The sequence below is a fragment of the Paraburkholderia sp. genome (genome assembly GCF_035948235.1).
In the GTDB taxonomy this organism is placed as follows: domain Bacteria; phylum Pseudomonadota; class Gammaproteobacteria; order Burkholderiales; family Burkholderiaceae; genus Paraburkholderia.
This window is the reverse complement of sequence record NZ_DASZJJ010000230.1, coordinates 17,334-41,543: the sequence shown is the minus strand read 5'-3', so window position 1 is coordinate 41,543 and position 24,210 is coordinate 17,334. Positions and strand designations below refer to the sequence as shown.

Annotated in this window: 27 protein-coding genes; 18 read left to right on the top strand and 9 right to left on the bottom strand. The window is 62.9% G+C overall.

What is annotated here, in order from left to right; translation table 11 throughout:
- A partial coding sequence (locus tag VG320_RS20245) for an NRAMP family divalent metal transporter (protein WP_327201853.1) occupies positions 1-894 on the top strand: 894 nt, incomplete at its 5' end.
- 144 nt (positions 895-1,038) lie between these two features.
- On the top strand, positions 1,039-1,329 hold the full coding sequence (locus VG320_RS20240; RefSeq protein WP_327201852.1) for a hypothetical protein: 291 nt from the start codon (positions 1,039-1,041) through the stop codon (positions 1,327-1,329).
- A 66-nt stretch (positions 1,330-1,395) separates the two neighbouring features.
- Here VG320_RS20240 and VG320_RS20235 read toward each other — a convergent pair whose 3' ends face one another.
- Together VG320_RS20235 and VG320_RS20230 are read right to left on the bottom strand one after the other, a co-directional pair.
- Complete coding sequence (locus tag VG320_RS20235; RefSeq protein WP_327201851.1) at positions 1,396-1,599, bottom strand: hypothetical protein; 204 nt, start codon at positions 1,597-1,599, stop codon at positions 1,396-1,398.
- A gap of 110 nt (positions 1,600-1,709) precedes the next feature.
- Positions 1,710-3,101 (bottom strand): PLP-dependent aminotransferase family protein, encoded by a 1,392-nt coding sequence (locus VG320_RS20230; protein WP_327201850.1) that lies wholly within the window; start codon positions 3,099-3,101, stop codon positions 1,710-1,712.
- A gap of 367 nt (positions 3,102-3,468) precedes the next feature.
- Between VG320_RS20230 and VG320_RS20225 the strand changes: the two genes are divergently transcribed.
- From VG320_RS20225 to VG320_RS20175, 11 genes are all read left to right on the top strand, one after another.
- Positions 3,469-3,951 carry an MSMEG_0572/Sll0783 family nitrogen starvation response protein gene (locus VG320_RS20225; RefSeq protein ID WP_327201849.1) on the top strand — a complete coding sequence of 161 codons (483 nt, stop codon included), beginning with the start codon at positions 3,469-3,471 and terminating at the stop codon, positions 3,949-3,951.
- Positions 3,952-3,969: 18 nt separating this feature from the next.
- Positions 3,970-4,995 carry a Nit6803 family nitrilase gene (locus tag VG320_RS20220; RefSeq protein WP_327201848.1) on the top strand — a complete coding sequence of 342 codons (1,026 nt, stop codon included), beginning with the start codon at positions 3,970-3,972 and terminating at the stop codon, positions 4,993-4,995.
- Positions 4,946-6,067 carry an MSMEG_0568 family radical SAM protein gene (locus tag VG320_RS20215; RefSeq protein WP_327201847.1) on the top strand — a complete coding sequence of 374 codons (1,122 nt, stop codon included), beginning with the start codon at positions 4,946-4,948 and terminating at the stop codon, positions 6,065-6,067. The genes VG320_RS20220 and VG320_RS20215 overlap by 50 nt, the downstream gene beginning before the upstream one ends.
- A complete protein-coding gene (locus VG320_RS20210; protein WP_327201846.1) occupies positions 6,064-6,597 on the top strand; it encodes an MSMEG_0567/Sll0786 family nitrogen starvation N-acetyltransferase in 534 nt (177 codons plus the stop codon). The genes VG320_RS20215 and VG320_RS20210 overlap by 4 nt, the downstream gene beginning before the upstream one ends.
- Complete coding sequence (locus VG320_RS20205; RefSeq protein WP_327201845.1) at positions 6,594-7,604, top strand: sll0787 family AIR synthase-like protein; 1,011 nt, start codon at positions 6,594-6,596, stop codon at positions 7,602-7,604. Before VG320_RS20210 ends, VG320_RS20205 begins: the two co-directional genes overlap by 4 nt.
- A 22-nt stretch (positions 7,605-7,626) precedes the next feature.
- Positions 7,627-7,908, top strand: coding sequence for an MSMEG_0570 family nitrogen starvation response protein (locus tag VG320_RS20200; protein WP_327201844.1), 282 nt, complete (start codon positions 7,627-7,629; stop codon positions 7,906-7,908).
- A gap of 34 nt (positions 7,909-7,942) precedes the next feature.
- Positions 7,943-9,226, top strand: coding sequence for an MSMEG_0569 family flavin-dependent oxidoreductase (locus VG320_RS20195; protein WP_327201843.1), 1,284 nt, complete (start codon positions 7,943-7,945; stop codon positions 9,224-9,226).
- Positions 9,210-10,073, top strand: coding sequence for a Pnap_2097 family protein (locus tag VG320_RS20190; protein ID WP_327201842.1), 864 nt, complete (start codon positions 9,210-9,212; stop codon positions 10,071-10,073). The genes VG320_RS20195 and VG320_RS20190 overlap by 17 nt, the downstream gene beginning before the upstream one ends.
- Complete coding sequence (gene scpA, locus VG320_RS20185; protein ID WP_327201841.1) at positions 10,066-12,156, top strand: methylmalonyl-CoA mutase; 2,091 nt, start codon at positions 10,066-10,068, stop codon at positions 12,154-12,156. The genes VG320_RS20190 and scpA overlap by 8 nt, the downstream gene beginning before the upstream one ends.
- 122 nt (positions 12,157-12,278) lie before the next feature.
- Positions 12,279-12,725, top strand: a complete 447-nt coding sequence (locus VG320_RS20180) for a GNAT family N-acetyltransferase (protein WP_327201840.1) — start codon at positions 12,279-12,281, stop codon at positions 12,723-12,725.
- 265 nt (positions 12,726-12,990) lie between these two features.
- Positions 12,991-13,782: an MHYT domain-containing protein gene (locus tag VG320_RS20175; RefSeq protein WP_327201839.1), complete on the top strand. Its 792-nt coding sequence runs from the start codon at positions 12,991-12,993 to the stop codon at positions 13,780-13,782.
- A gap of 785 nt (positions 13,783-14,567) precedes the next feature.
- Here the strand turns inward: VG320_RS20175 and VG320_RS20170 are convergent.
- Complete coding sequence (locus tag VG320_RS20170) at positions 14,568-14,723, bottom strand: hypothetical protein (RefSeq protein WP_327201838.1); 156 nt, start codon at positions 14,721-14,723, stop codon at positions 14,568-14,570.
- A 312-nt stretch (positions 14,724-15,035) separates the two neighbouring features.
- Positions 15,036-15,677, bottom strand: coding sequence for a LysE family translocator (locus VG320_RS20165; RefSeq protein ID WP_327201837.1), 642 nt, complete (start codon positions 15,675-15,677; stop codon positions 15,036-15,038).
- 466 nt (positions 15,678-16,143) lie between these two features.
- Here VG320_RS20165 and VG320_RS20160 point away from each other — a divergent pair, with 466 nt between their 5' ends.
- Complete coding sequence (locus tag VG320_RS20160) at positions 16,144-16,377, top strand: hypothetical protein (RefSeq protein WP_327201836.1); 234 nt, start codon at positions 16,144-16,146, stop codon at positions 16,375-16,377.
- A 168-nt stretch (positions 16,378-16,545) separates the two neighbouring features.
- Here the strand turns inward: VG320_RS20160 and VG320_RS20155 are convergent, their stop codons facing one another.
- Positions 16,546-16,989: a hypothetical protein gene (locus VG320_RS20155; RefSeq protein WP_327201835.1), complete on the bottom strand. Its 444-nt coding sequence runs from the start codon at positions 16,987-16,989 to the stop codon at positions 16,546-16,548.
- 128 nt (positions 16,990-17,117) lie between these two features.
- Entirely contained in the window at positions 17,118-17,999 is an 882-nt protein-coding gene (locus VG320_RS20150; protein WP_327201834.1) for an aldo/keto reductase family oxidoreductase, read from the bottom strand.
- A 132-nt stretch (positions 18,000-18,131) separates the two neighbouring features.
- Here VG320_RS20150 and VG320_RS20145 point away from each other — a divergent pair, with 132 nt between their 5' ends.
- A complete protein-coding gene (locus VG320_RS20145; protein ID WP_327201833.1) occupies positions 18,132-19,079 on the top strand; it encodes a LysR family transcriptional regulator in 948 nt (315 codons plus the stop codon).
- 39 nt (positions 19,080-19,118) lie between these two features.
- Here the strand turns inward: VG320_RS20145 and VG320_RS20140 are convergent, their stop codons facing one another.
- Complete coding sequence (locus VG320_RS20140; RefSeq protein WP_327201832.1) at positions 19,119-20,084, bottom strand: DMT family transporter; 966 nt, start codon at positions 20,082-20,084, stop codon at positions 19,119-19,121.
- Positions 20,085-20,202: 118 nt separating this feature from the next.
- Between VG320_RS20140 and VG320_RS20135 the strand changes: the two genes are divergently transcribed.
- Positions 20,203-20,979 carry a helix-turn-helix transcriptional regulator gene (locus VG320_RS20135; protein ID WP_327201831.1) on the top strand — a complete coding sequence of 259 codons (777 nt, stop codon included), beginning with the start codon at positions 20,203-20,205 and terminating at the stop codon, positions 20,977-20,979.
- 16 nt (positions 20,980-20,995) lie between these two features.
- Here the strand turns inward: VG320_RS20135 and VG320_RS20130 are convergent, their stop codons facing one another.
- Together VG320_RS20130 and VG320_RS20125 are read right to left on the bottom strand one after the other, a co-directional pair.
- Positions 20,996-21,499, bottom strand: coding sequence for a GAF domain-containing protein (locus tag VG320_RS20130; protein ID WP_327201830.1), 504 nt, complete (start codon positions 21,497-21,499; stop codon positions 20,996-20,998).
- A gap of 142 nt (positions 21,500-21,641) precedes the next feature.
- On the bottom strand, positions 21,642-22,265 hold the full coding sequence (locus tag VG320_RS20125) for a LysE family translocator (RefSeq protein WP_327201829.1): 624 nt from the start codon (positions 22,263-22,265) through the stop codon (positions 21,642-21,644).
- A 550-nt stretch (positions 22,266-22,815) separates the two neighbouring features.
- Here VG320_RS20125 and VG320_RS20120 point away from each other — a divergent pair.
- Both VG320_RS20120 and VG320_RS20115 read left to right on the top strand, forming a co-directional pair.
- Positions 22,816-23,286, top strand: coding sequence for a spore coat U domain-containing protein (locus tag VG320_RS20120; RefSeq protein WP_327201854.1), 471 nt, complete (start codon positions 22,816-22,818; stop codon positions 23,284-23,286).
- Between the two features lie 22 nt (positions 23,287-23,308).
- The gene (locus VG320_RS20115; protein ID WP_327201828.1) at positions 23,309-24,055 is read left to right on the top strand and encodes a fimbrial biogenesis chaperone; all 747 of its coding nucleotides are present in this window, start codon (positions 23,309-23,311) and stop codon (positions 24,053-24,055) included.
- Positions 24,056-24,210 lie beyond the last annotated feature (155 nt).

Below are 24,210 nucleotides of genomic sequence, written 5' to 3'. Positions count from 1 at the left end.
ATACTCGCAGCGCTTTCCCTTGTTTTGCAGGTTTTTGTGCCCTACCGGCGCTACGTCAAGGTGCTCAAATGGCTCACGCTTGCACTGTTTGCGTATGTGGGCATCATATTCGCAGTAAAGATTCCTTGGCTGACCGTGGCGGCCCGTACCGTATTCCCACATCCGACATGGAAGGCGGCCTATGTGACGACGATTGTCGCCGTCTTCGGTACGACTATCAGCCCTTATCTGTTCTTCTGGCAGGCCTCCCAGGAGGTCGAGGAACTGGAAGCCGCCGATGAGCAACATGCCTTGAAGCAGGCGCCGTGGCTGGTATTGACGAACCTTAGACGGATTGGGGCCGATACCTGGCTCGGCATGGGTTTCTCCAACCTGATCGCCTTCTTCATCATCCTGACCACTGCCGCAACGCTCCATGCGCACAACGTCACGGATATCCAGACCTCAGCACAGGCCGCGACGGCGCTTAAGCCGATCGCCGGACAGTTCGCATTCCTGCTTTTTAGTCTTGGCATTATCGGCACCGGGCTGCTCGCATTGCCGGTTCTTGCCGGTTCGGCTGCTTATGCAATGGCTGGCGCGTTCCAATGGAAAAACAGCCTGGAGCTGGAGCCGCGTCTTGCGAAACGGTTTTACGGCATCATCGTGCTGGCGACCGTGGTTGGATTGGCGCTGGGATTTACGCCTATTGACCCCATTAAGGCGCTTTTCTGGAGTGCCGTCATCAACGGCGTGACGTCGGTGCCCATCATGGTGCTGGTGATGAAGATGGCCGTGCATCCCGGGGTCATGGGGGAGTTGATTATCTCGGGCAGTGTCAGGATCGTCGGGTGGCTGGCCACGGGCGTGATGGGCGTAGCGGTCGCGGCAATGTTTGTGCTGATGGCGGTCTAACCGATGCAGGGTAAGAACTTTGGAGCTATTCGCTGCTGGAGGTGGCAAGTTCGTAGTTTCTGTCATCGTAGAAAGCCGTTACATGTGCTAGGGTGAGGGCAATGCGCTAGCAGGACGTTTCAGCCGACCACCAGAGGGATGCTTATGGAATTCAACAATGGTGCTGTACTTGAAGCTCTCCGACTTGCCCAGTATCGACAAATACCGTGGCACAAGCGACCGGCCATTTTCACGTCGATGCGCACGCTAGGCCTTATCCAGATCGTCAGCCAGAAGCCGCCCCCCAGCACGAAGTATCTCCCGCCACTGCAGATTGCCACCGTGACCGACAAAGGGGAGAAAGAAATCCAGCGCATTGAGGCGTCAAAGCATCTTTCTGGATGGCTGGACGACGACTACTTTGCGACCTTCCTTGAAGAAGTCGCTTTCACCTGATAGCAAAGCGCAAGATCGAGTGCGAGCGGTTCGATGATCTGTTCGACACTCCGATCGATTGGGCACTCAATCCGGCTGGCAAAGCTGGAAAATGTTGCCCTCCGGGTCACACCCATCGCACATCAGCCAGGGGAAGCCATCGAAGCGCATCGGCACGCCCTCGGCATTCAGTTTCGCCGTGACGCCTAATTCAAAGTGTTTCTGATAAAAAGAACGCAGCAGATCTACGTCGTAGACGTAAAGAATCAGGCGGGTCATCGAAAACTGCATCGCGTCTCCGTACCGGTGCAAATGATTTCGGCTTCCTGATTATCATAAACGCTTTCATGAATGAAAGAATAAGCCCTGCGATTCTGTAGGGAAATGCAGCCGACAGTCCTTCACAGCATCGGCGAATGCAGATGATCCGGATGATCGAGCATATCCGCCACCAGATGCAGCGATTCTTCCATTTCGATGGCGTCGCCCGGGCCGCCCAGGCAGATCCGCACAGCGTTGGGCGGATTGCCGTCGGTGCTGAAGGCCGCGCCGGAGACCACGCCAATCTGTTTGGTACGCAGATGGGAAGCCAGCTCCGATGCGCTCCAGCCCGTTTCAGGCGGCACCGTAAGCCATAAATGGAAGCACTCCTTCGACGTTTCGATTTCGCGCGAAGCGAACACCTGCGCCGCAATGTGCTGGCGTACCGCGCACTCGTTGCGGATGGTCTCCAGCATGCGCTGCGCGACGCCGTTTTCGATCCAGCGCGCCGCGAGATGGGACATGTACGGACTGGCCATCACGGTGGTCGCGCGCAGCGCGCCGGAAAGCCGCTCGGCGTGACGTGCGCCCGGCGCGACGACAAAGGCCACCCGCAAGCCCGCGCCGAAGCATTTGGACATGCCTGTCACGTAGTAAGTGAGTTCGGGCGCGAGGGTGGCGAGCGCAACGGGCGGCGCTTCGCACAGCATGCCGTAGGCGTCGTCTTCGATGATGGGCACGCTGTAGCGTAGTGCGATATCGGCAATATGCTCGCGGCGATTCTGCGAGAGCGTGCGCGTGGTCGGATTCTGTAGCGTCGGATTGCAATAGAGCACGCCGGGCTTGCGCGTCTTGCAGAGAGCTTCGAATGCTGTGGCGCTGAGCCCTTCGTCATCGCGCGGCAATGGCGCGAGCGGCATCCCCAATTGATTGGCGATTACTTTCAAGCCCGGATACGCGAGGCAATCGGTGCAGATAGCTTCACCGGGCTTTACCAGCCGCAGCAGCAATGCCACGAGCGCGTTATGAATGCCGGGGCAAACCAGCAGCGCATCCGCGCGATGAGACGGCAGCGTGTGGCGCAGCCACTGGCTCGCCATGCTGCGCTCGAACTGCGAGCCGCCGAAATCCTGATAACGCAACATCGACCACGGATCAGCCGCGCCAATGATCTGCGCCGCCGATTCCGCGAGCAGCGCCGCCATCTCGGGCGGCTCGGGCGGCATGTTCATGGTCATTTCCAGCGCCGTGCCCGCTCGCAACGGCACTGCGGGCGGGCGTCCGCGCACATACGACCCGCTGCCCGCGCGCGAGTCGATCAAGCCGCGCTTGCGGGCTTCGGCGTAGCCGCGCGCCAGCGTCGTGTAGTTGATCTTGAGCGCGTCGGACAGATCGCGCAGCGCGGGCAGCCGGTCGCGTGGTCGCAGACGGCCGCTCGCCATGTCTTCTTCGATGAGATCGGGAATGGTCTGATAAACGGGTTTGTCGCTTTCGGCGAGCCGTTTGAGCCAGTGAGCAGTGACGTTCGACATAAGGCGTGCGCGCGAGCGATTTCGACATGGACGCATTCATTCTAGTGAGAATGCGCGCCGAAAAATAAATCAATTGATCGCATGAGATTGCATTGAATGATCCGAAATGATGCATGCGTGCACCGCGATTGAATGCATCTTGCCCAGCGCCGGGGCGCGCGCGAATTTGCGCAGATCGTCAGAGACGGCCCGCATGCCCGTCGTGCCCAGGCTGCACAAAAAATAATCATCGGGATCATTCGCGACACGCCGCATTGATTGCGGATTGATTGCATGACGCGTACCGCTCGATGGTACGACCGTTGCGAAAAGACAGACGCCGGCCACCGGTCGGTCAAAGTCCTCAACCCATGAACGGAGTCACGCAATGCCCGCCATCACCACACCCCTGCACAAGACCGGCGACTTTCTCGTCGATTACGAAGAAAAGGTGTTCGAGGACGTCAAGGCCGAAGCCGGCGAAAAAGCGCTCGTCACGTTTCATACGGTCGCTTTCGAAGGCTCCATCGGCTTCGTCAATATGCTTCAGGCCACGCGGCTGCAGCGCAAGGGCTTCGAAACGTCGATTCTGCTCTACGGCCCGGGCGTCATGCTGGGCGTGCAGCGCGGCTTTCCGACGCTGGGCGCCGAAGCGTTTCCGGGGCATCTGAATTTCAACAATCAACTGATGAAATTCATGGCCGAAGGCGGCAAGGTCTACGCCTGCCGCTTCGCGTTGCAGGCGCTCTACGGTCAGACCGAAAGCGCGCTGATCGAAGGCGTTCGCGCGATCAATCCGCTCGACGTGCTCGACCTGAAACTGCTGCATCGCAAGTCGAACGCGCTCGTGATCGACACCTGGACCGTTTGATTTCGCGCGGGTATCGCCATGTCGACTCTATCTTCCAGGCGCGTTGTGCGCGCAGCCGCCGTGCAGATCGCGCCGGATCTCGCATCGTGTGCGGGCACGCTCGCCCGTGTTTGCGACGCCATAGTCAGTGCCGCGCGCGAAGGCGTGCAACTGGCCGTGTTTCCCGAAACGTTCCTGCCGTACTACCCGTACTTTTCGTTCGTGCTGCCGCCGGTGCAGTCGGGCGCCGAGCATCTGCGCCTGTATGAGGAGGCAGTGACGATACCCGGGCCGGTTACGCAAACCGTCGGTGCGCTCGCGCGCGAGCACGGCATGGTGATCGTGCTGGGCGTCAACGAGCGCGATCACGGCAGTCTCTATAACACCCAGTTGATCTTCGATGCGGATGGCCAGATCAAGGTCAAGCGCCGCAAGCTCACGCCCACGTTTCATGAACGCATGATCTGGGGGCAGGGCGATGCGGCGGGGCTGAAGGTTGCCGATACAGCCGTGGGTCGCTTGGGCGCGCTCGCCTGCTGGGAGCACTACAACCCGCTCGCGCGCTACGCGCTGATGACGCAGCACGAAGAGATTCATTGCAGCCAGTTCCCGGGCTCGCTCGTCGGGCCGATCTTCGCCGAGCAGATCGAAGTGACGATCCGCCATCACGCGCTGGAGTCAGGCTGTTTTGTTGTGAACGCAACGGGATGGCTGAGCGACGCCCAGATCGAATCTGTCACCAGTGATCCGAAGCTGCAAAAAGCGCTGCGCGGCGGCTGTAACGCCGCCATCGTCTCGCCCGAAGGGCAGCATCTGGCCGCGCCGCTGCGCGAAGGCGAGGGCATGGTGATCGCCGATCTCGACATGGCGCTTATCACCAAACGCAAACGGATGATGGATTCGGTCGGCCACTACGCGCGGCCCGAGTTGCTAAGTCTCGCGATCAACGAACGGCCTGCCACGCCGGTTTTCTCTTTCGACGACACGCCCGTCACCGCTTCATGGAGCTTCCACGATGAATGCCAGCGTCAATCTGCCGGAATCGAGCCTGCAACTCTTGACTGAGCTGCAGTCGAGCGGTTTGCGTCTCGCCACGCCGGATTCCGGGGGCCTGTCGCGGCGTGGCGGCGCGGGGCCGTCCGATCACAAGGCGGTTGTGATCGACGGCGTCACGCTGATGGTGCCGGTGCATACGCACGGCGCGCACGCATCCGAATTCGTTGCGAACGCACCTGATGCGAATGGCCTGAGCGTGCTCACGCGCGCAAGCATCCCCATCGCGCAGATCGCTTTTGCGAAACAGCCGCGCTTTTACAAGCTGCAGACGCTCGACGGCGTGCCGTATTCGCATATCGCGACGCTGCACGGCACCGATGTGCTCGCCACCACGGTGCTGCAGACCTGCATCCGCTACGAGAGCCGCAGGAAGGCCTGCAAATTCTGCGCGATTGGCCAGTCGCTTGCGGCTGGGCGCACCGTCGCGCACAAGACACCAGAACAACTGGCCGAGGTGGCGCGCGCGGCCGTGCTGCTCGACGGCGTGAAGCATATGGTGCTGACCACAGGTACGCCGCCCACGCCCGATCGCGGCGCGGCTGTTCTGTGCGATAGCGCGCGTGCGATCAGACGCGCCGTGAATCTGCCGATTCAGGCGCAATGCGAGCCGCCTGACGACGATGCGTGGTTTGCGCGCATGCGCGAAGCGGGCATCGACACGCTCGGTATGCATCTGGAAGTGCTGGGCGAGGCCGAGCGCGCGCGCATCATGCCGGGCAAGGCGACGGTGCCGGTGAGCCGCTACATGAGTGCGTTTGCGGCCGCTGTGGAAGTGTTCGGGCGCGGCCAGGTCAGCACATATATCCTGGCCGGTTTGGGCGACCCGCCGCAGCGCGTGCTCGACGTCGCGCGGCAATTGCTGGCGATCGGCGTCTATCCCTTCGTCGTGCCATTCGTGCCGATCTCCGGCACGCCGCTCGAAGATCACGCGCCGCCCACGCCGGAATTCATGCGCTCGATTCTCGCGCCGCTTGGCGCGATGGTGCGCGAGGCTGGGTTGCGCGCATCGGATATCAAGGCGGGTTGCGGAAAATGCGGCGCGTGCTCGTCGTTATCCTCATTCGAAAAGGTGGCGGCATGACTGCAATCGATGCCGGTGGCGTCGTGGTACGTTGGGCGCGTTACGACTGGGAGCGCGAGGCGGCTTTCGCGATTCGTCGCGCGGTGTTCTGCGAGGAGCAGGGCGTATTTGAATACGATGATCGCGACGAGATCGACGCGCACGCTCAACTGCTGGTGGCCGTGCTTGATCCGCACAGCGAGGCGCGGGAGGTCGTTGGCACCGTGCGTATTCATCGCGACCATTCGACCGAGGCGACGTGGTACGGCTCGCGACTAGCCGTGAGCGCGTTGCATCGACGTCATGGCCGGATTGGCGCGAGCTTGATCCAGCTTGCAGTGAGTAGCGCGCACGCGTTTGGTTGCGATACGTTTCGCGCGCATGTGCAGGCGCAGAATGCGCCACTGTTTCGTCGCCTGCATTGGCGTACGGTCGAGGAGGCGATGTTCTTTGGCCGTGCCCATCACATCATGGAAGCCGACCTTGCGCACTATCCGCCGTGCGCCACGCCATTCGATGGTTTCGTCGTCGAACAACGGAGGGCGGCATGACGCTCGATGAAATCGTCGCGAAGTTGCAGGCAGGCCGCGGCGTCGCGCATAAGTCTGATATCGCGCCGATGCTCGCGGCGCTGGATGCGGGCGGCGCAGATTCCGCGATGATGGCGGCGGGCGACGACTGCGCCGTCATACCGGACGGCGATGGCTATCTGCTCTTCGCCGCTGAAGGCATGGTGAGCGATTTGATCGAAGCGATGCCGTGGTTCGCGGGTTATTGCTCGGTTCTGGTGAATGTGAGCGACGTGTGCGCGATGGGCGGCCGCCCAATCGCCGTGGTCGATGTGATCTGGAGCGATGGCGTAGAGCCTGCCGCGCCGGTGCTGGAAGGCATGGCGGCGGCGTCGCGCCAGTTGGGCGTGCCGATCGTGGGTGGTCATAGCAACGCGCGCAGCGAACGCACGCAACTCGCGGTGGCAATACTTGGTCATGCGAAGCAATTACTTTCGAGCTTCGCTGCGCGCCCCGGCGAAAAGCTGCTGATGGCCGTGGATCTGCGCGGCGCGTTCGTGGAGCCATATCCGTACTGGAACGCGGCGACCGAGGCCCCCGCGCAGCGCCTGCGCGGCGATCTGGCATTGTTGGCCGAACTTGCCGAAAGCGGACTGTGCGCTGCTGCAAAAGACATCAGCATGGCGGGCATCGCCGGTACAGCGATGATGCTCGCGGAGTGTTCGCGCGTGGGTGTGTGTATCGACCTGGATCGCTTGCCCAAGCCAGAGGGCGTGCCGCTTGTGCGCTGGCTCGAGATTTTCCCGAGCTTCGGCTATCTGCTGAGCGTGCGCGACGAACATGTCGATACGGTGATCGCACGTTTCGAAGCGCGCGAGATTGCTTGCGCCGCCATCGGCGAGATTCATGCGGAACCCACCATCGATTTGCAACTGGACGGCCAGAAACGCTGCGTGTGGCGCCTCGACGCGCAGCCGTTCATCGTGCCAGCCGACCGGCGCGCCACGCGCGCGTTCGAGCATCCGGCCATGCCTCAATCTGCAAACTAGACGCCACACGCGGAGCAAAACCATGCCTGTTACTCATTTCGTGGTGCGTTGGCCCGATGGCCACGAAGAGCGCTGCTATTCCCCATCCACGGTCGTGCGCGAGTATCTGCGCCCAGGCGCTTACCCGCTCGACCTGTTTCTCGCCAACGCGCACGCGGCGCTCGAAGCGGCATCCGAGCGCGTGCGCCAGAAATTCGGCTATGCCTGTTCATCGGCGCTTGATCAGTGGGCGTCGATCGAGCGCGCCGCCGAGCCATACCGTTTTCAACCGGCGGCTGAAGTGACCGTCGTGAGCGTCGATTGAAACCCATCAGGATTGAAGTCAACAGGAGAATCGCATGTCCACCCAGACACTCACGGCCAACCCGCCGGGTTCCGAAGAGCATTTCAGCGTGGCGGTCATCGGCGGCGGCCAGGCCGGGCTGTCGATGAGCTATTACCTCAAGCAGCGCGGCATCGACCACGTTGTGCTCGAAAAGCGCAGCGTGACGCATACGTGGCGCGAGCAGCGCTGGGACGCGTTCTCGCTCGTCACGCCGAACTGGCAATGCGCGCTGCCGGGTTATCCGTATCGCGGCGACGATCCGCATGGCTTCATGAAAAAGGACGAGATCGTCGCGTGGCTCGATGGCTTCGTGCGTCATGTCGATGCGCCCGTGCGTGAAGGCGTGAGCGTGACGCGCGTCGCCACGCGGCCCAATGGCGGCTTTCTGGTGCAGACGAGCGCTGGCCCTTTGAGTGCCGATCAGGTGGTGGTGGCGTCGGGCGGTTATCACACGCCCATCGTGCCGCGTATGGCTGAGCGTTTGCCTGCCTCGATCGTGCAGATGCAGTCGTCCGAATATCGCAATGCGGCCGCCTTGCCAAAGGGAGCGGTGCTGGTGGTGGGCTCCGGTCAGTCGGGCGCGCAGATCGCCGAAGACCTGCATCTATGCGGGCGCGATGTCGTGCTGGCGGTGGGCGAAGCGCCGCGCTGCGCGCGCTTTTATCGTGGTCGCGATGTGGTTGATTGGCTCGCGGATATGAAGTATTACGACATGCCTGTTGAAGAGCATCCGTTGCGTGAGGGCGTGCGTGACAACACCAATCATTACGTCACTGGCCGCGATGGCGGACGCGATATCGACCTGCGTAAATTCGCGAGCGAAGGCATGCAACTCTATGGCGCGCTGGAAGACTTCGTCGATGGCGCGCTGCATTTCAAGCCCAATTTGAGCGCCAATCTGGATAGCGCAGACGACACATACAACCGCATTAACACCTCGATCGATCGCTTCATCGCGCAAAACGGCATTGACGCGCCGGCGGGCGAACCGTATCGCGCCCTGTGGACGCCGCAGCAGGAACGCACTTCACTCGACCTGGAAGCGAGCGGCATCGGCAGCATTGTCTGGTGCATCGGCTTTCGGCCCGACTTTAGCTGGATCGATCTGCCGATCTTCAATGGGCGCGGCTATCCGGGACACACTCGCGGCGTTACGGCACAGCAAGGGCTCTATTTTCTGGGCCTGCCGTGGCTACATACGTGGGGATCGGGACGCTTTTCGGGCGTCGCGCGCGACGCCGCGTATCTGGCCGACTGCATCTGCTCAAGCGCGAGGCTCGATGCGCGCGCGGCGTGACAGCGAGCGTGCGCCCGCGCAAACGCGCACGCATTACGTTGCGGGCATGCCGGAACTTGCATTTGCGGGGCTGTCCGAACAGTGGCTTTTGCGCACCTGCGGGCAGTTGCACTGGAACGCTCTGGCCGTGCAGGCGCAGCAGGGCGCCCCGGACTTCTACGACGACGAAGGCCGCAAATCGTATGCGGCTTTCACGGCGATACGCGTGCGCGAAGCGCGGCTCGATGACGTGGGCGAGAATCAGCGCTTTGCGATTGAAGCCGATGTGAAACGTGTGGCCGGTGCGCGGCATTTCGGGCAGTTTCGTGTGTTCACGACGGAAAGCGCGGTGGCGAATGTCGACATGCTGTCCACTTTCGTGCGACGAGAACAGGCGGGCGATAACCGTTCGGTATGCAAAGCGATGTTTGCTGGTGCGAGTTCGCCCACAACACCGGCTGCCGCGCAGGCGTTGATCGCATTGGCAAAGCAGTTGCGCTCGGGCGACTGGACGCAACACGGTCGACTCGACCGCGCGACGCATGCCACAGAGCATGTGGTCGATTATCTGCCGTGTCCGTCGCTCGATTTCAACGGTGCGCATCTGCTGTATTTTGCGAGCTTCCAGTCGATGGTCGAGCGCGCCGAGTGGCATTGGCGCTCCGCGCCACATTCGGCGCCGCCCACGCTCGTCGAGCGTGACATGGCCTTTTATGGCAACGCGAATGTCGGCGACCGGCTCACGCTTTCGTTTGGCGCCCGCTATGCGGGGCATGACGGCCTTTCACACTGGTGCGCTATTTCGCGCGCCGCAGACGGCGTGCGCATTGCCGATATCGTCACACATAAACGGTGGTCGCATGAGTGAAGCCAGTGCAGTGCCGCGTCAGGCGCTCTATACGCAAGCCGATCTGCCCGATGTGCCGTGGCTCGATGCGCGTCCCGGCGACTACCCGTTCCAGCGCGGCATTCACGCGACGATGTACACGCAGCGCCCGTGGACCATTCGCCAGTACGCGGGCTATGCCGATGCGACCGCGTCGAATCTCGCTTATCGGCGGGCAATTGAACGCGGCGCGCAGGGCTTGTCCATCGCGTTCGATCTGCCCACGCATCGTGGCTACGATTCGGATCATGAGCACGCGGCCGCCGATGTCGGCATGGCGGGCGTGGCGATCGACTCGGTCGAGGATATGAAACGGCTGCTCGACGGCGTGCCGCTGCACGACGTCTCCGTGTCGATGACGATGAGCGGCGCGGTGTTGCCCGTGCTTGCAGCATTCATTGTTGCTGCGCAGGAAGCGGGCTACGACGCCGCGCAGTTGCGCGGCACGATCCAGAACGACATCCTCAAGGAGTTCATGGCGCGCAACGCGTATATCTTCGCGCCCAAGCCTTCGTTGCGTATCGCGACCGATGTGGTGCATTACCTGCTCGCGCATATGCCGCGTTTTAACGCCATGTCGGTTTCGGGTTATCACCTGCACGAAGCGGGCGCCGATGCCGTGCTCGAACTCGCGCTCACGTTTGCCAACGCGCGCGCCTATGTGCAGCGTCTGGTCGAAGAGGGCGCAGATGCCGAGCGCGTGTGCGAGCAGTTGAGTTTCTTTTTCGCCGTGGGGCCGGACTTCTTCGGCGAGATCGCGAAGCTGCGCGCCGCGCGCGTGCTGTGGGCCGAATTGTGCGCCGAATTCACTCGCTCGCCTGGCGTAGCGTCGGTGCGGGCGATGCAACTGCGCATGCATTGCCAGACGGCGGGCTCTAGCCTGCATGCGCAGGGCGCGCACGGCAATATCGTGCGCACCACGGTGGAGGCGATGGCGGCAGTGTTCGGCGGCACCCAGTCGCTGCATACGAACGCCTGGGACGAAGCGCTCTCGCTGCCGGGTGAAGCGGCCGCCACGCTCGCGCGCGACACCCAGTTGATCTTGCAGCACGAAATGGGCCTGTGCGACGTGGTCGATCCGTGGGGCGGCTCGTATGCGATCGAGTCGCTGACTGCTCGTACCGTCGATGCGGTAAAGAACACGCTGGAGGAAATCGCGGCGCAAGGCGGTGTGATCGCCGCTATCGAAACGGGTTGGGTGCAGGCGCGCCTGCATCGCGGCGCGCTGCACACGCAGGCGCAGATCGATTCAGGCGAGCGCGTGGTGGTGGGCGTGAATCGCTATCGCGAGACCAATACTGCACCGCACGCAGGGCTTGAGATCGACGGTCCTGGAGTGCGAGCCAGGCAGTGCGAACGTTTGCGGCAACTGAAATCGACACGCGATGCTCGACGCGTGCAGACCGCGCTCGATGCCTTGATGCACTGTGCGCGCACGGGCGAGGGCAATCTGCTCGCGGCGACCATCGAAGCGATGGGTGCGCGCGCCACCATCGGCGAATGCACGGCAGCACTGGAGCGCGAGTGGCCGCGCTGGCACGCAGGGCTCAGGTGCGAGGCGCACGTCTATGCCGGTGCGCGTAACGGCGATGCGACGTGGCAGGCCGCGTGTGACGCTGTTTCGCGATGGCGCGCAGTGCATGGGCGCAAGCCGCGCATGGCGCTCGTGAAGCTCGGTCAGGATGGCCACGACCGTGGCGCGCGGGTGGTGACGGCAGCGCTTGGCGACGCAGGTTTCGACGTCGGCCTGGGGCCGTTATTCGCAGCGCCCAACGAGGCGGCCGGCTGGACTTGCGCGTTCGAGCCGGATATCGTGGGCGTTTCTACGCTCGCGGGGGCGCACGCGACACTTGTGCCTGCGTTGATCGGCGCATTGAGGGCGCGGGATTGCCACGCACCGGTGGTGCTGGGCGGCATCGTGCCCGAAGCGCATTGCGGCGCGATGTTCGCCTGCGGCGTGATAAAGGTTTTTGGCCCCGATACGCCGATCGAGCGGATTACCCTTGACCTCGCGAATATCCTGAACGAGGCGGCTGCGGTGGCAAAGCCGTGCCTGGTGTCGTGACACGCTCACGATATTCGCTGGCTCCAGCAACGGCCAACGTCGTGGCTCTTCTGCGCATGGACGCCGCTGCCTTATAGTCGCGCATCTTCATTTACGCGATTGTGCTGGCGCACTTACACTCCATGCAAATCAGACCCTACGAAGCATGCGATCTTGCCGAATTGGCACGGCTCTTCAATGACTATCGCGTCTTTTATGCGCAGCCCGCGGATCTCGAACTCGCCAGTCGTTTTATTGAAGCGCGCGTGCGAGGCGGCGATTCGGCGATTTTGGTCGCGCCGGGAGGCGAGGGCAGCCTCGCCGGTTTCTGCCAGTTGTATCCCTCGTTCTGCTCCGTGGCCGCAGCACCCATTTACGTGCTGTACGACTTGTACGTGGCACCGGAACATCGACGCAACGGCATTGCGAAGCGCCTGCTGGAATCGGCCGCGGCGCGCGCAAAGTGCGACGGTAAAGTGCGCATGGACCTTACCACCGCGAAAGACAATTTCAACGCGCAGGCGTTATACGAATCGCTCGGCTGGCAGCGCGACGACGTGTTCTACACCTACAACCTGTTGATTAACTAAGCATCGACTGAATGCGACTTGCAGATAATCAATGCGAGTCGCATAGATAGATCTAAATATTTCCGAAATACCCCTGATACACCGGTCATTCATACTGATTTTCATCTTGTCGTCGACAGCAGATTGGGGTCTGCCTTGCTATTGCGCGCAAGCAATTCTATGTATACTCGACGGCATTCCTAAGAGGAAAAGGGGCGCCCGGGGAAGTTGTCTATCGCGTCCTGGCCAAGCCTCGCCACACGCAGTTCACACGAGTTGAACGAAAATGACCGGCTACTACGATCCCTCGCTTGTCGTGCTTTCCTGTCTGCTTGCGATCTTCGCGTCATTTACGGCATTGGATATATCCGATCGCCTGGACGTGATTGGCAAGCGCCCCCTTCTGCCGTGGATCGCGTTTGGCGGCTGCATCATGGGACTCGGCATCTGGTCGATGCATTTCATCGCGATGCTCGCGTTTCATTTGCCGATTGCGGTCGGCTACAACATTCCTATGACGCTGCTTTCGCTCCTGATTGCGATCGTTGCGTCCGCAATCGGTTTTCTGCCGCTGTGCCGTTATGAGCTGCGCTGGCCGCTGCTGGCGGGCGCCGCCGTTGCGATGGGGCTCGGCGTGGCCAGCATGCACTATCTGGGCATGTGGGCGATGGATATCTGTCCCGCCATTCACTACCAGACCTGGTTAGTGGTGCTGTCCGTCATCATCGCGATTGTTGCCAGTGGGGCGGCATTGCTGCTGGCATTCGATCTGCGCCGTCGCAGCGCAATGCGGCGCACGCGCCAGATCAGCTCGGCAGTGGTGATGGGCGTGGCGGTGTGCGGGATGCATTACTGCGGCATGGCGGCTGCGCATTTCGAGGCGGGTAGTTACTCGGTGTCCGATCTGCGCAATATGCCGGTGCCCTGGCTGGCTGGCATCGTGATCACTTTCAGCCTGCTGATCTTCGGCGCGTCGATTGCCATTGCGATGCTTGACGCCCGTTCGAGCGCGCGTTCGCGTGCAATCGCCGACGCGATTCTCGACGAACATATGAACCGCCGCGGCGCGGCACGTTGAGCGTTTTCCCGCCTTCCGATTCAACTGCTCTGGATCGCTGCATCCCTTACGGTAAACCGACGGGCCAGGCGCCTATCTGATTGCACCTGCAGCCGGCGATTCTCACCTGATCGAACTTTCGCAACGCTGCCGGGATGTGATTTCGCGCAGTGCAATCGCCTATGCGCGTGCCAACCTATGGAACGCGAATCGTATCGATCGCGGAAGGGATATCCCCTCGAAATGAATAAAGATTAAAGGCCGGTCGTATATTGCCGTTAACAGACGACTGTGCCGAAGCAATGAGAGGGCGGGGAGTGGATTGCAGCAAGAAAAGAACGGGAATTAACGCAATGGTGATGTTCCTGGGGTGCTCGTTGGTAGCCCAGGTCGCCCATGCGAGCAAGGAGACCAAGGTCAATCGCGGCGCCGAAGCCCATAACGCCAGGGGCCACCATGTCCATCAAGCCCCTCATCCGATGGCCGTAGCGTGGTCCCACGAACACCGGAGGCCCGAGCACTTACAGCACGTCGGGCGAGCGAAACACGAGGAACGTACGCAACACACGCGAGTGGCGATGGCCCATCCAGGGGGGCGCAGATATACGCATCGTGTGCGAATTCAAAAACACCCGCTGCACCACGGTCCATGGGCACCACGAGAGGTCCACCATGTTCAACCGGCGCCGAGCGTTCAGGAACAGTGGGCCGCCCAGACGCGACACGCTCCCACGTGGGTTCTGCCTCAAGTCTGCGATCAGGTGTTGAACTACACTGGCGCGTGCCAACCAGCGGTCCTGGAGAGTCTACGCGTTCTCGGTCAGCAGACGCCCGATGTGGAAGACCGCGGGCGGATGGCCCAGCATCTCCAATCGATTCTGGATCACGAGGGGTTGGAACAGGTGCAGGCCCAGTGCCAATCTGTGTTGGCTGAAGATCAGCGAAAGATTGGCGGACTTCAAACGCTATTGGCTCGAGCCCGTGTCGTTCCGTCGGATGACTGCTCCCAGGAGATCCGGAGTCTCGCGGCCGAACAACTGACGGTCCAGACCACTGTAGGCCAGGCCCAGCCCGCGTCTGCCGTTACTGGTGCGTCTGATGTTGCTCAGGCCGCTGCGGCCGCGTCCGAACGGCAGAACGCACAGCCATAGAAGTGCCAGAGGCGCTGATCGCGTGGCCTGCAACAAGGCGGCCGGCCCTCAAATGGGTCATATCGACCGTGAGTCAATCGTTGGCGAGGTGGCAGCGCAGCACCTCTTCAAACCGCGTCTTGATTACTGCCGCATCAGCGCCATCATCGCGCCAAAGCCCACAAACACGCCGCCCGTCACGCGATTGAACACCTTCGCCACGCGCTGGCTCTTCAGCGTCGAGCCGATACGCGTGCCAAAGCTCGCGTAGACCAGATACCAACTCACTTCACAGACCGCGAAAGTCGCGACCAGCACGCCGAATTGCGGCAGCGTCGGGCGGCTCGCGTCGATGAACTGCGGCAGCAACGCGGCGGCGAACAGGATCGCCTTCGGGTTGCTGCTCGCCACCAGGAAGCCGTTGCGAAACAGCGTGGCCGCGGAGCGCGCCGGGCGGGTGGCGAGTGCCTGCGTGCCGTCGTCGCTGGCGGTGCTGGCCTCGACGGGCGCGCTCCACGCCTTGATGCCCAGATACACGAGATAGCCCGCGCCGACAAAGCGCAGTACGTTGAACATCGTCGGCCAGGCCTGCAAAAACACGCCCAGACCGGCGGCGGAAACGGCCAGCATCAGCACGAGCGCGGACAGGCAGCCGCCCATGGTCGCGCTGGTGCGGCGCAGGCCGTACTGCGCGCCGTGCGACATGATGAGCAGCATATTGGGACCGGGGATGGCGCAGACGACAAAGACAGTGGCGAGGAACAGCCACCAGGTATGGAGGTTCATTGCAACGGCCTGGCAGGGATCGAAAAAGGAACCCGGATTATGCCAGTGCGCGGGCCGGCGGGGCGGTGCGCAATCAAGGCAGGAAGCGGTGCTGCGCGGTGATGAGCTGTCGCGCAAAAGAAAAAAGCCCGCTTCGAGGCGGGCTTGAACCACGTCTAAGGAGACATGGAGGAGACGAGTTCAGTATAGGTAAGTCTTTGATGCATCGCAATAAAGTTGCGAGTATTGAATCGTTAACCATTGTCAGATTTGGCGATTTATGATTGCTGAGCCTGCCGCGCGAGTCGACAATGCATCAACGCTCGCGCCTGGCTTCCAAGCGCTGCGGTGCGGGCGATGGGAGTGTGGTGCGTCGGCGATGGTATCCATTGAAGGCGGCGCCTCGACAGGCAAAAATGCAGGGATGGGTATGCGCGTCGGGCGCGATGTGCCTCACGCGTCAACTGGGACGAACCGGAGGGGTCAAATGGGCATTCTGGACAAGGTAGGTGAAATCGCCGGCGCAGTGGCGGCCGTCGAAGCAACGGAGAAGGTCGATCCGAACGCCGGTTTTCTGACAAAGGCGGCCGCAGCGGTCGCCGGTTTCGAGGGCGCCGGGGCTCTCGAAAATCTGGTCGAAAAGAAAGAGGACGAAAAGCCTGCCGAAGACGGTACGCAGCAAGCCGACGCCGGCGATGCTTCGGCGGATTCGCAGGCCTGAACGCTGCGGCGCATTGATCAGCAGGAAAAAGGAAAAAACACGGGGTTTCCGCGCGCGCCGTTTGAGGGAGCGGTGCGCGTCGGATGAGAGTGGCAGGACTTCAAGGCCGCGGTTTGAAAACCGCGGCTTTTTTTCGTCTGTCGATTTTTGTTCAGCGGGAACGCGCCGTCACTGCTTCACGAACACAAAGTCGCACTGACGCGTGGTGGTGCGTGAGCCTGTGCCCGAAGTCGGGTCGAAATGGGCGCTCACGGTGTACTCGTAGGGCGTACGCGGGTCCAGATGACCGACCGAATAGCCTGGCGCGCTTGTCAGGCCCTGGCCGATCAGCATGGAACTACCGTCGGGCTCGATCTTCCCGTCGAGCATGAACCAGCCGCCGCGGCCCTTGTCGCCGCGCTCGCCGTGCATCACGCCATCCACGACTGTCGCCGGGAAATGGAAGGTGTAGCTGTAAGCGCCGTCCGGGCCGGTCTGGCACGTGAGCGTGACGCTCCAGGAGCCGTCGAACTTCCCGGCGGCGTGGACGCTTTGCACGGCTGGCGCAACGCCCACGCAGGCCACGGCGAGCGCCGCCGCACGGGCACGCCGCCGCAGGTGGATGGCTGGCATCGTCGGGTCCTCCGCGAGTCGCGCGACATTCACTTCGAAGTCACGCTGGCCCCATTCTGCACGCAAGGCCCATACCCGCGTGTGCGGCGGCGCTCAGTTCGCCGTTCAGCCCGAATTCAGCCCGTTATTCAGCCCGCAGTCTTGCCGATCGCGTCGAGTTGCGCGAGCACGTCCGCGCTCAGTTCCAGCGTCTCGGCACGCATGTTTTCGCGCAGGTGAGCAAGCGACGATGTGCCCGGAATCAGCAGGATATTGGGTGCGCGATGCAGCAGCCAGGCGAGCGCGACCGTCATCGGCGTGCTGTCGAGCGATTGCGCGATATCCGAAAGCGCCGACGACTGGATCGGCGTGAAGCCGCCAAGCGGGAAGAACGGCACGTAGGCGATGCCCTGTGCGGCGAGGGCGTCGATCAGTGCGTCATCGGCGCGATTGACCAGGTTGTAATGGTTCTGCACGCAGACGATCGGCGCGATGCGGTTTGCGTCGGCGATCTGCTTCGCCGTCGCGTTCGACATGCCGATGTGGCGCACGAGACCGCGCTGGCGCAGCGTCGCGAGCGCTTCCATCTGGCGCTCGATCGGGCCTTCCGACGGCTGGTGGATGTCGCCCATGATGCGCAGGTTCACGACATCGAGCGCTTCGAGACCCAGATTGCGCAGGTTGTCGTGCACGGCGCGCTCGATGTCTTCGGGTTCCAGCGCGGGCAGCCAGGCGCCCTTGTCGTCGCGCACCGCGCCCACCTTGGTGACGAGCGTGAGCTCGGCGGGGTACGGGTGCAGCGCCTCGCGGATGATCTGGTTGGTGACGTGCGGACCATAGAAGTCGCTCGTGTCGATGTGGTTTACGCCCAGCGCGAGCGCCTCGCGCAGCACCGCGACCGCTTGCGCGCGGTCCTTCGGCGGCCCGAACACGCCAGGACCGGCAAGCTGCATGGCGCCATAGCCCATGCGGTTGACGGTGCGGCCAGCCAGCGGGAAGGTGCGTGCGGGGGATTTTGTCGGTTGCGACATTGCGTTCTCCTCGAAAAGGGATGACGCCAGTATGGGCGCAGTCGCGCTGTTAGATAATCCCAGTCGATCCGCACGGGTTGTGCGAAATTTTGCACAATGAGGGGGTCGCTTCATGCCTAAAATTCTGCCGCCATGAATCAGGAAAATCGTCCGGAAAGCCCCGCCCAGCCGAATCTCGCGTTCGAGATGAACGATCTGGCCGCCTTTGCCGCCGTCGCGCGCGCGGGCGGCTTTCGCGATGCTGCGCGTGCGGGCGGCGTATCGGCGTCGAGCCTGAGCACGGCGGTGCGGCGGCTCGAAACGAAGCTCGGCCTGCGCCTGTTGAACCGCACCACGCGCAGTGTCGCGCCCACCGAGGCGGGGCAGCGCCTGCTCGAAACCATTACGCCGCTGTTCGCGGAGATGAAAGCCGCGCTCGACGTGCTCAACGGTTATCGCGACCGCCCGGCCGGCGTGCTGCGCCTGAACGTGCCGGCCAATGTGGCGCGCAACGTGCTGCCGCCGATCCTCACGCCGTTCGCGCAGGCGTACCCGGAAATTCGTGTGGAAGTGATCGTGGAAGACGGTTTCGTCGATGTGCTGCAGGCGGGTTGTGACGCCGGCATCCGCTACGACGAGCGGCTCGATCAGGACATGATTGCGCTGCCGATCGGGCCGCGCACGCAGCGCTTCGCCACGGCGGCGTCGCCGGCTTATCTCGCGGCGCGCGGCGTGCCGGAGCATCCGCGCGATCTGCTCGGGCACGCGTGTTTGCGTATCCGCTTCGCGGGCGGCGCGATGGCGCTCTGGGAATACCATCGCGACGGCGAGACTCTGCGCCTCGATCCGCCGGGCCAACTGGTGGTGAAGCCCGCGGCTTCACTCGATCTGGTCATGGAAATGGCGTTGCGCGGCGCGGGCGTGGTCGCGCTGTTCGAGGACATGCTCACGCCGCACTTCAAAAGCGGCGCGCTCGTGCCGCTGCTAACCGGCTGGTGGCCTGAGTTTTCCGGACCTTTCCTTTACTATCCGGGCCGCCGTCACGTGCCCGCGCCGCTCAGGGCCTTCGTCGATTTCCTGAAATCTAAGGATGTTTCGTAATCCTTTGTATTGGTCTGCTTCGCGTGATGGGGCGGATCGCTAACCCGCGTTCGTATCGATCACGCCGCGCGGCTGCGTGCGCCGCCATGCCAACGGCGCGCGCCACGTCTGCGCGAGCATCACGCCCGCGAGCGCCGTGGCGCCGCCCAGCAGGTGATACGCATGCAGGCGTTCGCCGAATGCACTCACGGCCAGCGCCGCCGTGAACACGGGCAGCAGGTTCATGAACATGCTGCAGCGGTTCGGTCCCAGATGCTTGACACCCTGCATCCAGAAGTACGGCAACACAACCGAGGCGAGCGACCCCGCGTAGGCGATCAGCGGCAGGCTCGCGCGGTTCGGCAGCGCTTCGGCCAGCGGCAGGCGCGAGAGCGGCAAGAGCATGAACAGCAGCGCGGCGATGGCCTGAAAATACGTCGATTGCCACGACGGCAGGCCCACATGCCAGCGCCGCAGCAACACGCCGTAGAGCGCGTAAGCGAGCGCCGCGACCAGCATCAGCAGATCGCCCGCATGGACGCCGCCCGCAAGCAGCGCGGCAGGATGGCCCGCCGTGATGAGCCAGACCAGCCCCGCGAACGACAGCACGCCGCCGCAGGCCATACCGGCCGTGGGCGTCTCGCCGAGCAGGGCGACCGAGAGCAGCATTGTGAGCAGCGGCACGAGCGCGGTCATGATCGACATGTTGGTCGCCGTGGTGGTTTTGGCGGCCGCGTAGGACAGGCACTGGAACAGCGCCATGGCGAGCAGGCCGAGAAAGGCGAGCTTCGGCAGTTGTGGCAGGATCGCGGCGCGGTTGCGCCAGGCGGCGGCGGGCACGAACAGGCTCATCAGCGCGACGGCCAGCACGAGCCGCCAGAAGGTGATGGCGTACGGATCGATGGTGTGCGCCGAGAGCCGCGACACCATCACGTTGCCGGACCACAGCAGGATGGCGACGAGGGGGAACAGCGCGTGGCGCGGGGCGAAGTGGGGAGCGGCGGGGGCGGTTGGCGTCGCTGGCATTGCGTCGGTTCTCACGATGGCTGAAAGAGCCACGATGATGCGGGCGCAGCGCTGCGCCCGTCGCGCGCTAAAATGGCAAAAGATATCGCAAAAATGCCATGCTTACTGAACTCGCGCCATGATCGCCACGCCGCCCGCCGACATCCATGTTCCCTTCGAGGACACGCCCATGCCCGTCGCGGCGATGGCCGCCGATTATCCGCACGGCGCCTTTATTGCCACGCATCGGCACCGGCGCGCGCAACTGCTTTACGCGATCGAAGGCGTGATGCTGATCGAGGCCCAGGCGGGCCGCTGGGTCGTGCCGCCCACGCGGGCGGTGTGGCTCGATGCGGGCCTGGAGCATACGGTGCGCATGAGTGGCAACGTATGCATGCGCACCGTTTTCGTCGAGCCGGGCGCGGTTGGCGGGCTGCCGCAGGGCAGTTGCGTGGTGGATGTGCCGCCGTTGTTGCGCGAACTGATTCTTGCGGCCGTGGACGTGCCGCTCGACTACGCGGCCGGCAGCCGTCACGACTGGCTGATGCGTCTGCTGCTGGCCGAACTGGCGGTGATTCCGCGCCTGCCGCTGTACCTGCCGTGGCCTGCGGACGTGCGTCTGCGGCGGCTGTGCGATGCGATCGTGGCCGCGCCCGAGGCCGCCCACGAAGTGGCGCACTGGGCCGCCGATCTAGGCATGGCGGAGCGCACGCTGCACCGCGCCTTCCTGCGCGAAACCGGCATGACGCTCGGGCGCTGTCGGCAGCATGCGCGGCTCTTCCTGGCGCTGGAGCGCCTCGCGCACGGGGAGAAGATCGTGAATGTGGCGCTCGATCACGGCTATGCGAGCCAGAGCGCGTTCGCCGCAATGTTCCGGCGGCATTTTGGCGTCGCGCCTTCGGCGTTTTATCGCTGAAGGCGCGGGAAGGTGGTTAGCGCGCGGCCTTGTTCCAGCCGAATTCAACAAACACGCGGCAGAGTTCGGTCATGCCTTTGGCGTCTTCCTCGTCGAAGCGCGCGAGGTTCGGGCTGTCCACGTCCCACACGCCGATCAGCGAGCCGTCCGCCGCGACGAGCGGCACCACGATTTCCGACTGCGAAGCCGAATCGCAGGCAATGTGGCCCGGGAATTCGTGCACATCGCGCACGACCTGGGTTTCGCGCGTCTGCGCTGCGGTGCCGCACACGCCCTTGCCAAGCGGAATACGCACGCAGGCGGGCTTGCCCTGGAACGGGCCGACCACGAGTTCCTTGCCGTCGAAGAAGTAGAAGCCGGCCCAGTTCAGTCCTTCCAGCGAGTTGAACACGAGCGACGAGAAGTTGGCCGCGTTCGCGATCGCATCGGCTTCACCCTCGATCAGCGAGCGCGCCTGGGCGGCGAGCGTCTCGTAGAGGGCGGATTTGTCTGCGGGCAGGGCGTCGGAAAGCGAAAACATGGGTGAATACCTGAAAAAACCGGATTGAGCGGCGACGCGCTGGCCGCCGCGATGTTCGAGGGCGCCAGTTTAGGCCACTTTGCGGGTTTTTGCCGAGCGCACTGGCGATGGGGCGTGATCGCGATGTGAGAGGGGACGAGCCCTAACGCCCGGCCAGCATGCGCCCGCCCACCGCAACCAGCAGCGTGCCGGCCACCCTGTCGAGCACGGCCTTGCGCCGCACGAGCACGCCGCGCACGGCAGGATGCGAGGCGAGCAGCGCCATCGAGCAATACCACGCGCACGAAATGGCGATGGCGAGCGCGACGACCGTCACGTCGAACCACACCGGCGCATGCGTGGGCACCATCAACGCAAAAATGCTGCCGTAGAAGGCGATGGCTTTGGGGTTCGTCATGCTGGCCATATAGCCCTTCTTCGCGGCATGCCAACCCGAGCTCGTGCTCATTGCCGCAACGGGCAATGCACTACGCGCGTTTGCAATCATTTTGATGCCGAGCCAGATCAGATAAAACGCCCCCGCAAACCGCAGCGTGACGGCGATCCACACGGCCTGCGCGACGATCAGACTGAGTCCCGCAATCGCGGCCAATGCCCAGGTGCCCGACGCCGCGGCCAGTCCGAAACCCGTCATCAAACCGGCGCGCCGCGAAGCGACAGCCGTGGACGTGACGATGACGAAATTCGGTCCGGGACTCGCGACACTTAAAAACAACACGCCGGACAGCGCGATCAGCATATTCACATCGTTCAAGACGACCTCCATATTTTGCGCACACGTTTGCGTTGCAATGCGCATAGCGCGACTTCGATATGCATTTTCAAGCGACATGATAATCGCATGCCGCAGGGCTTTCCCGGACAGTAACTTTTTCTGATTTACCCGGCTTTTCAGGACCTGATCTCGCGCTCAACAAAGCGGTGTGCGGTTCTCGCCATGCGCGCGGCATATTGCAATATTCAGTCATTTTCGCGGACTGCGAAGCAATTTGCCGATATGCCCGTATAAATCACGTCTGATCGATGAAACGTATCGATGATAGCTCCTTAGAATTCCATAAAAAACAGAGCAGCAAGATGCGCTTTTCTTCAGGAAAAAATTGCGCACGCCGTAAACCTTGAATAGATGCGTCAGCAATCGTTTTGATTTGCGGGCGTATTGAAAACCGGACGAGTCTCGCAGGGCCACCTCGATCAAAGCCGGAGTAGTCAAACACAACGCGTCGCTAAAAGGCGCGAAAGCCTGAGAGAGGGCCGAAGCAATGAAACACAAACTCCTGACGGGCGCATTGATCGTCGCGCTGATTACGGGGCCGATGCCATCGTTCGCCGATGCCGCGACTTATTCGAACGGAACCGCCACGGCAACCTTCACCGTATCGCTGACCTTGCAGGCGAACTGCACGATCAGCGCGAATCCGCTGAACTTCGGCACCAATGGCGTGCTGACGACGGCGCTCAACCAGCAAACTACAGTGGCCGTCGATTGCACCAACACCACGCCGTATAACGTGGGTATCGACGGCGGCACGGTGAGCGGCTCGACCGTGACCAACCGTCTGCTGGCGGGCACCGCGAGCGGCAATACCTCGACCACGGTGGGCTTCCAGCTCTATCAGGATTCGGGGCACACCACCGTTTGGGGCAATACGCAGGGCACCAACACGGTGGGCGGCACGGGCTCTGGCAGCGTGCAGACACTCGCCGTATACGGGCAGATTCCCATCCAGGCGACGCCGCGTCCCGACACGTACCAGACGACGGTCACCGCAACGGTGTACTTCTAAACGCTAAACGCGGGGGGACACCATGCGCGTGCTCAATCGCTTCCTGAATCTCGCGTTGTATGGCGTGGTTGCCATTACTACGGTTGCTGCTGGCATTAGCGCCGCGCAGGCCGCCACGCTGCAGATTTCGCCCGTGATGGTGGATCTGGCCGCCGACGCCAACGCTACGGGCCTCACTCTGCGCAATTCGGGCGGCAAGCCGATCTACGGCCAGGTGCGTGTGTTTCGCTGGAGCCAGACGGGCGGCGAGGACGCGTTGACGCCCACCCAGGACGTAGTCGCCAGTCCGCCGCTGATCGAGATCGCCGCGGGTTCAGAGCAACTCGTGCGCCTCGTGCGCACGACGCCGGCCGCGAGCAATGTCGAGCAGAGCTATCGCATCCTGATCGACGAGTTGCCCGAACCCGACGCCACGCCGTCCAACGGCGTGGCGATCCGGCTGCGCTATTCGGTGCCGGTGTTCATCGATCCGGGCAGCGGTCCGACTGGCCAGCCGAATCTCGCCTGGCGTCTGCATCGTGGCGACGCGGGCTGGACGCTCGAAGTCGCGAATACGGGCGGCCGCCGCGCGCAGATCGCGGGCGTCGAGATCGTCGATGGCGCGGGCCATGCTATCCCCATCAACAAGGGACTGCTCGGTTATGCGCTGGCCGGGTCGATGCATCAGTGGCCGCTCGCGCTGCCCGTTTCTGCCGATCTCAGCGGGCCGCTCAAGATCCGCGCCGCCGTCAACGCGCAGCAGGTCGAGGCGGCTGTGTTGAGCCACTAGGCGCCTTCATAGCGTTCGTGCCTGGCTTTCCTGCCCGCGTTCAGGTGCCGGGCGGGCAGTGAGCCTGCGCGCGTTGTATGGCCTGCCTCCTGTTCCATCATGTCTTGCGCACCGCCTGCTCCCTACGATGCGGTATCTATCGGCCTGATTCACTC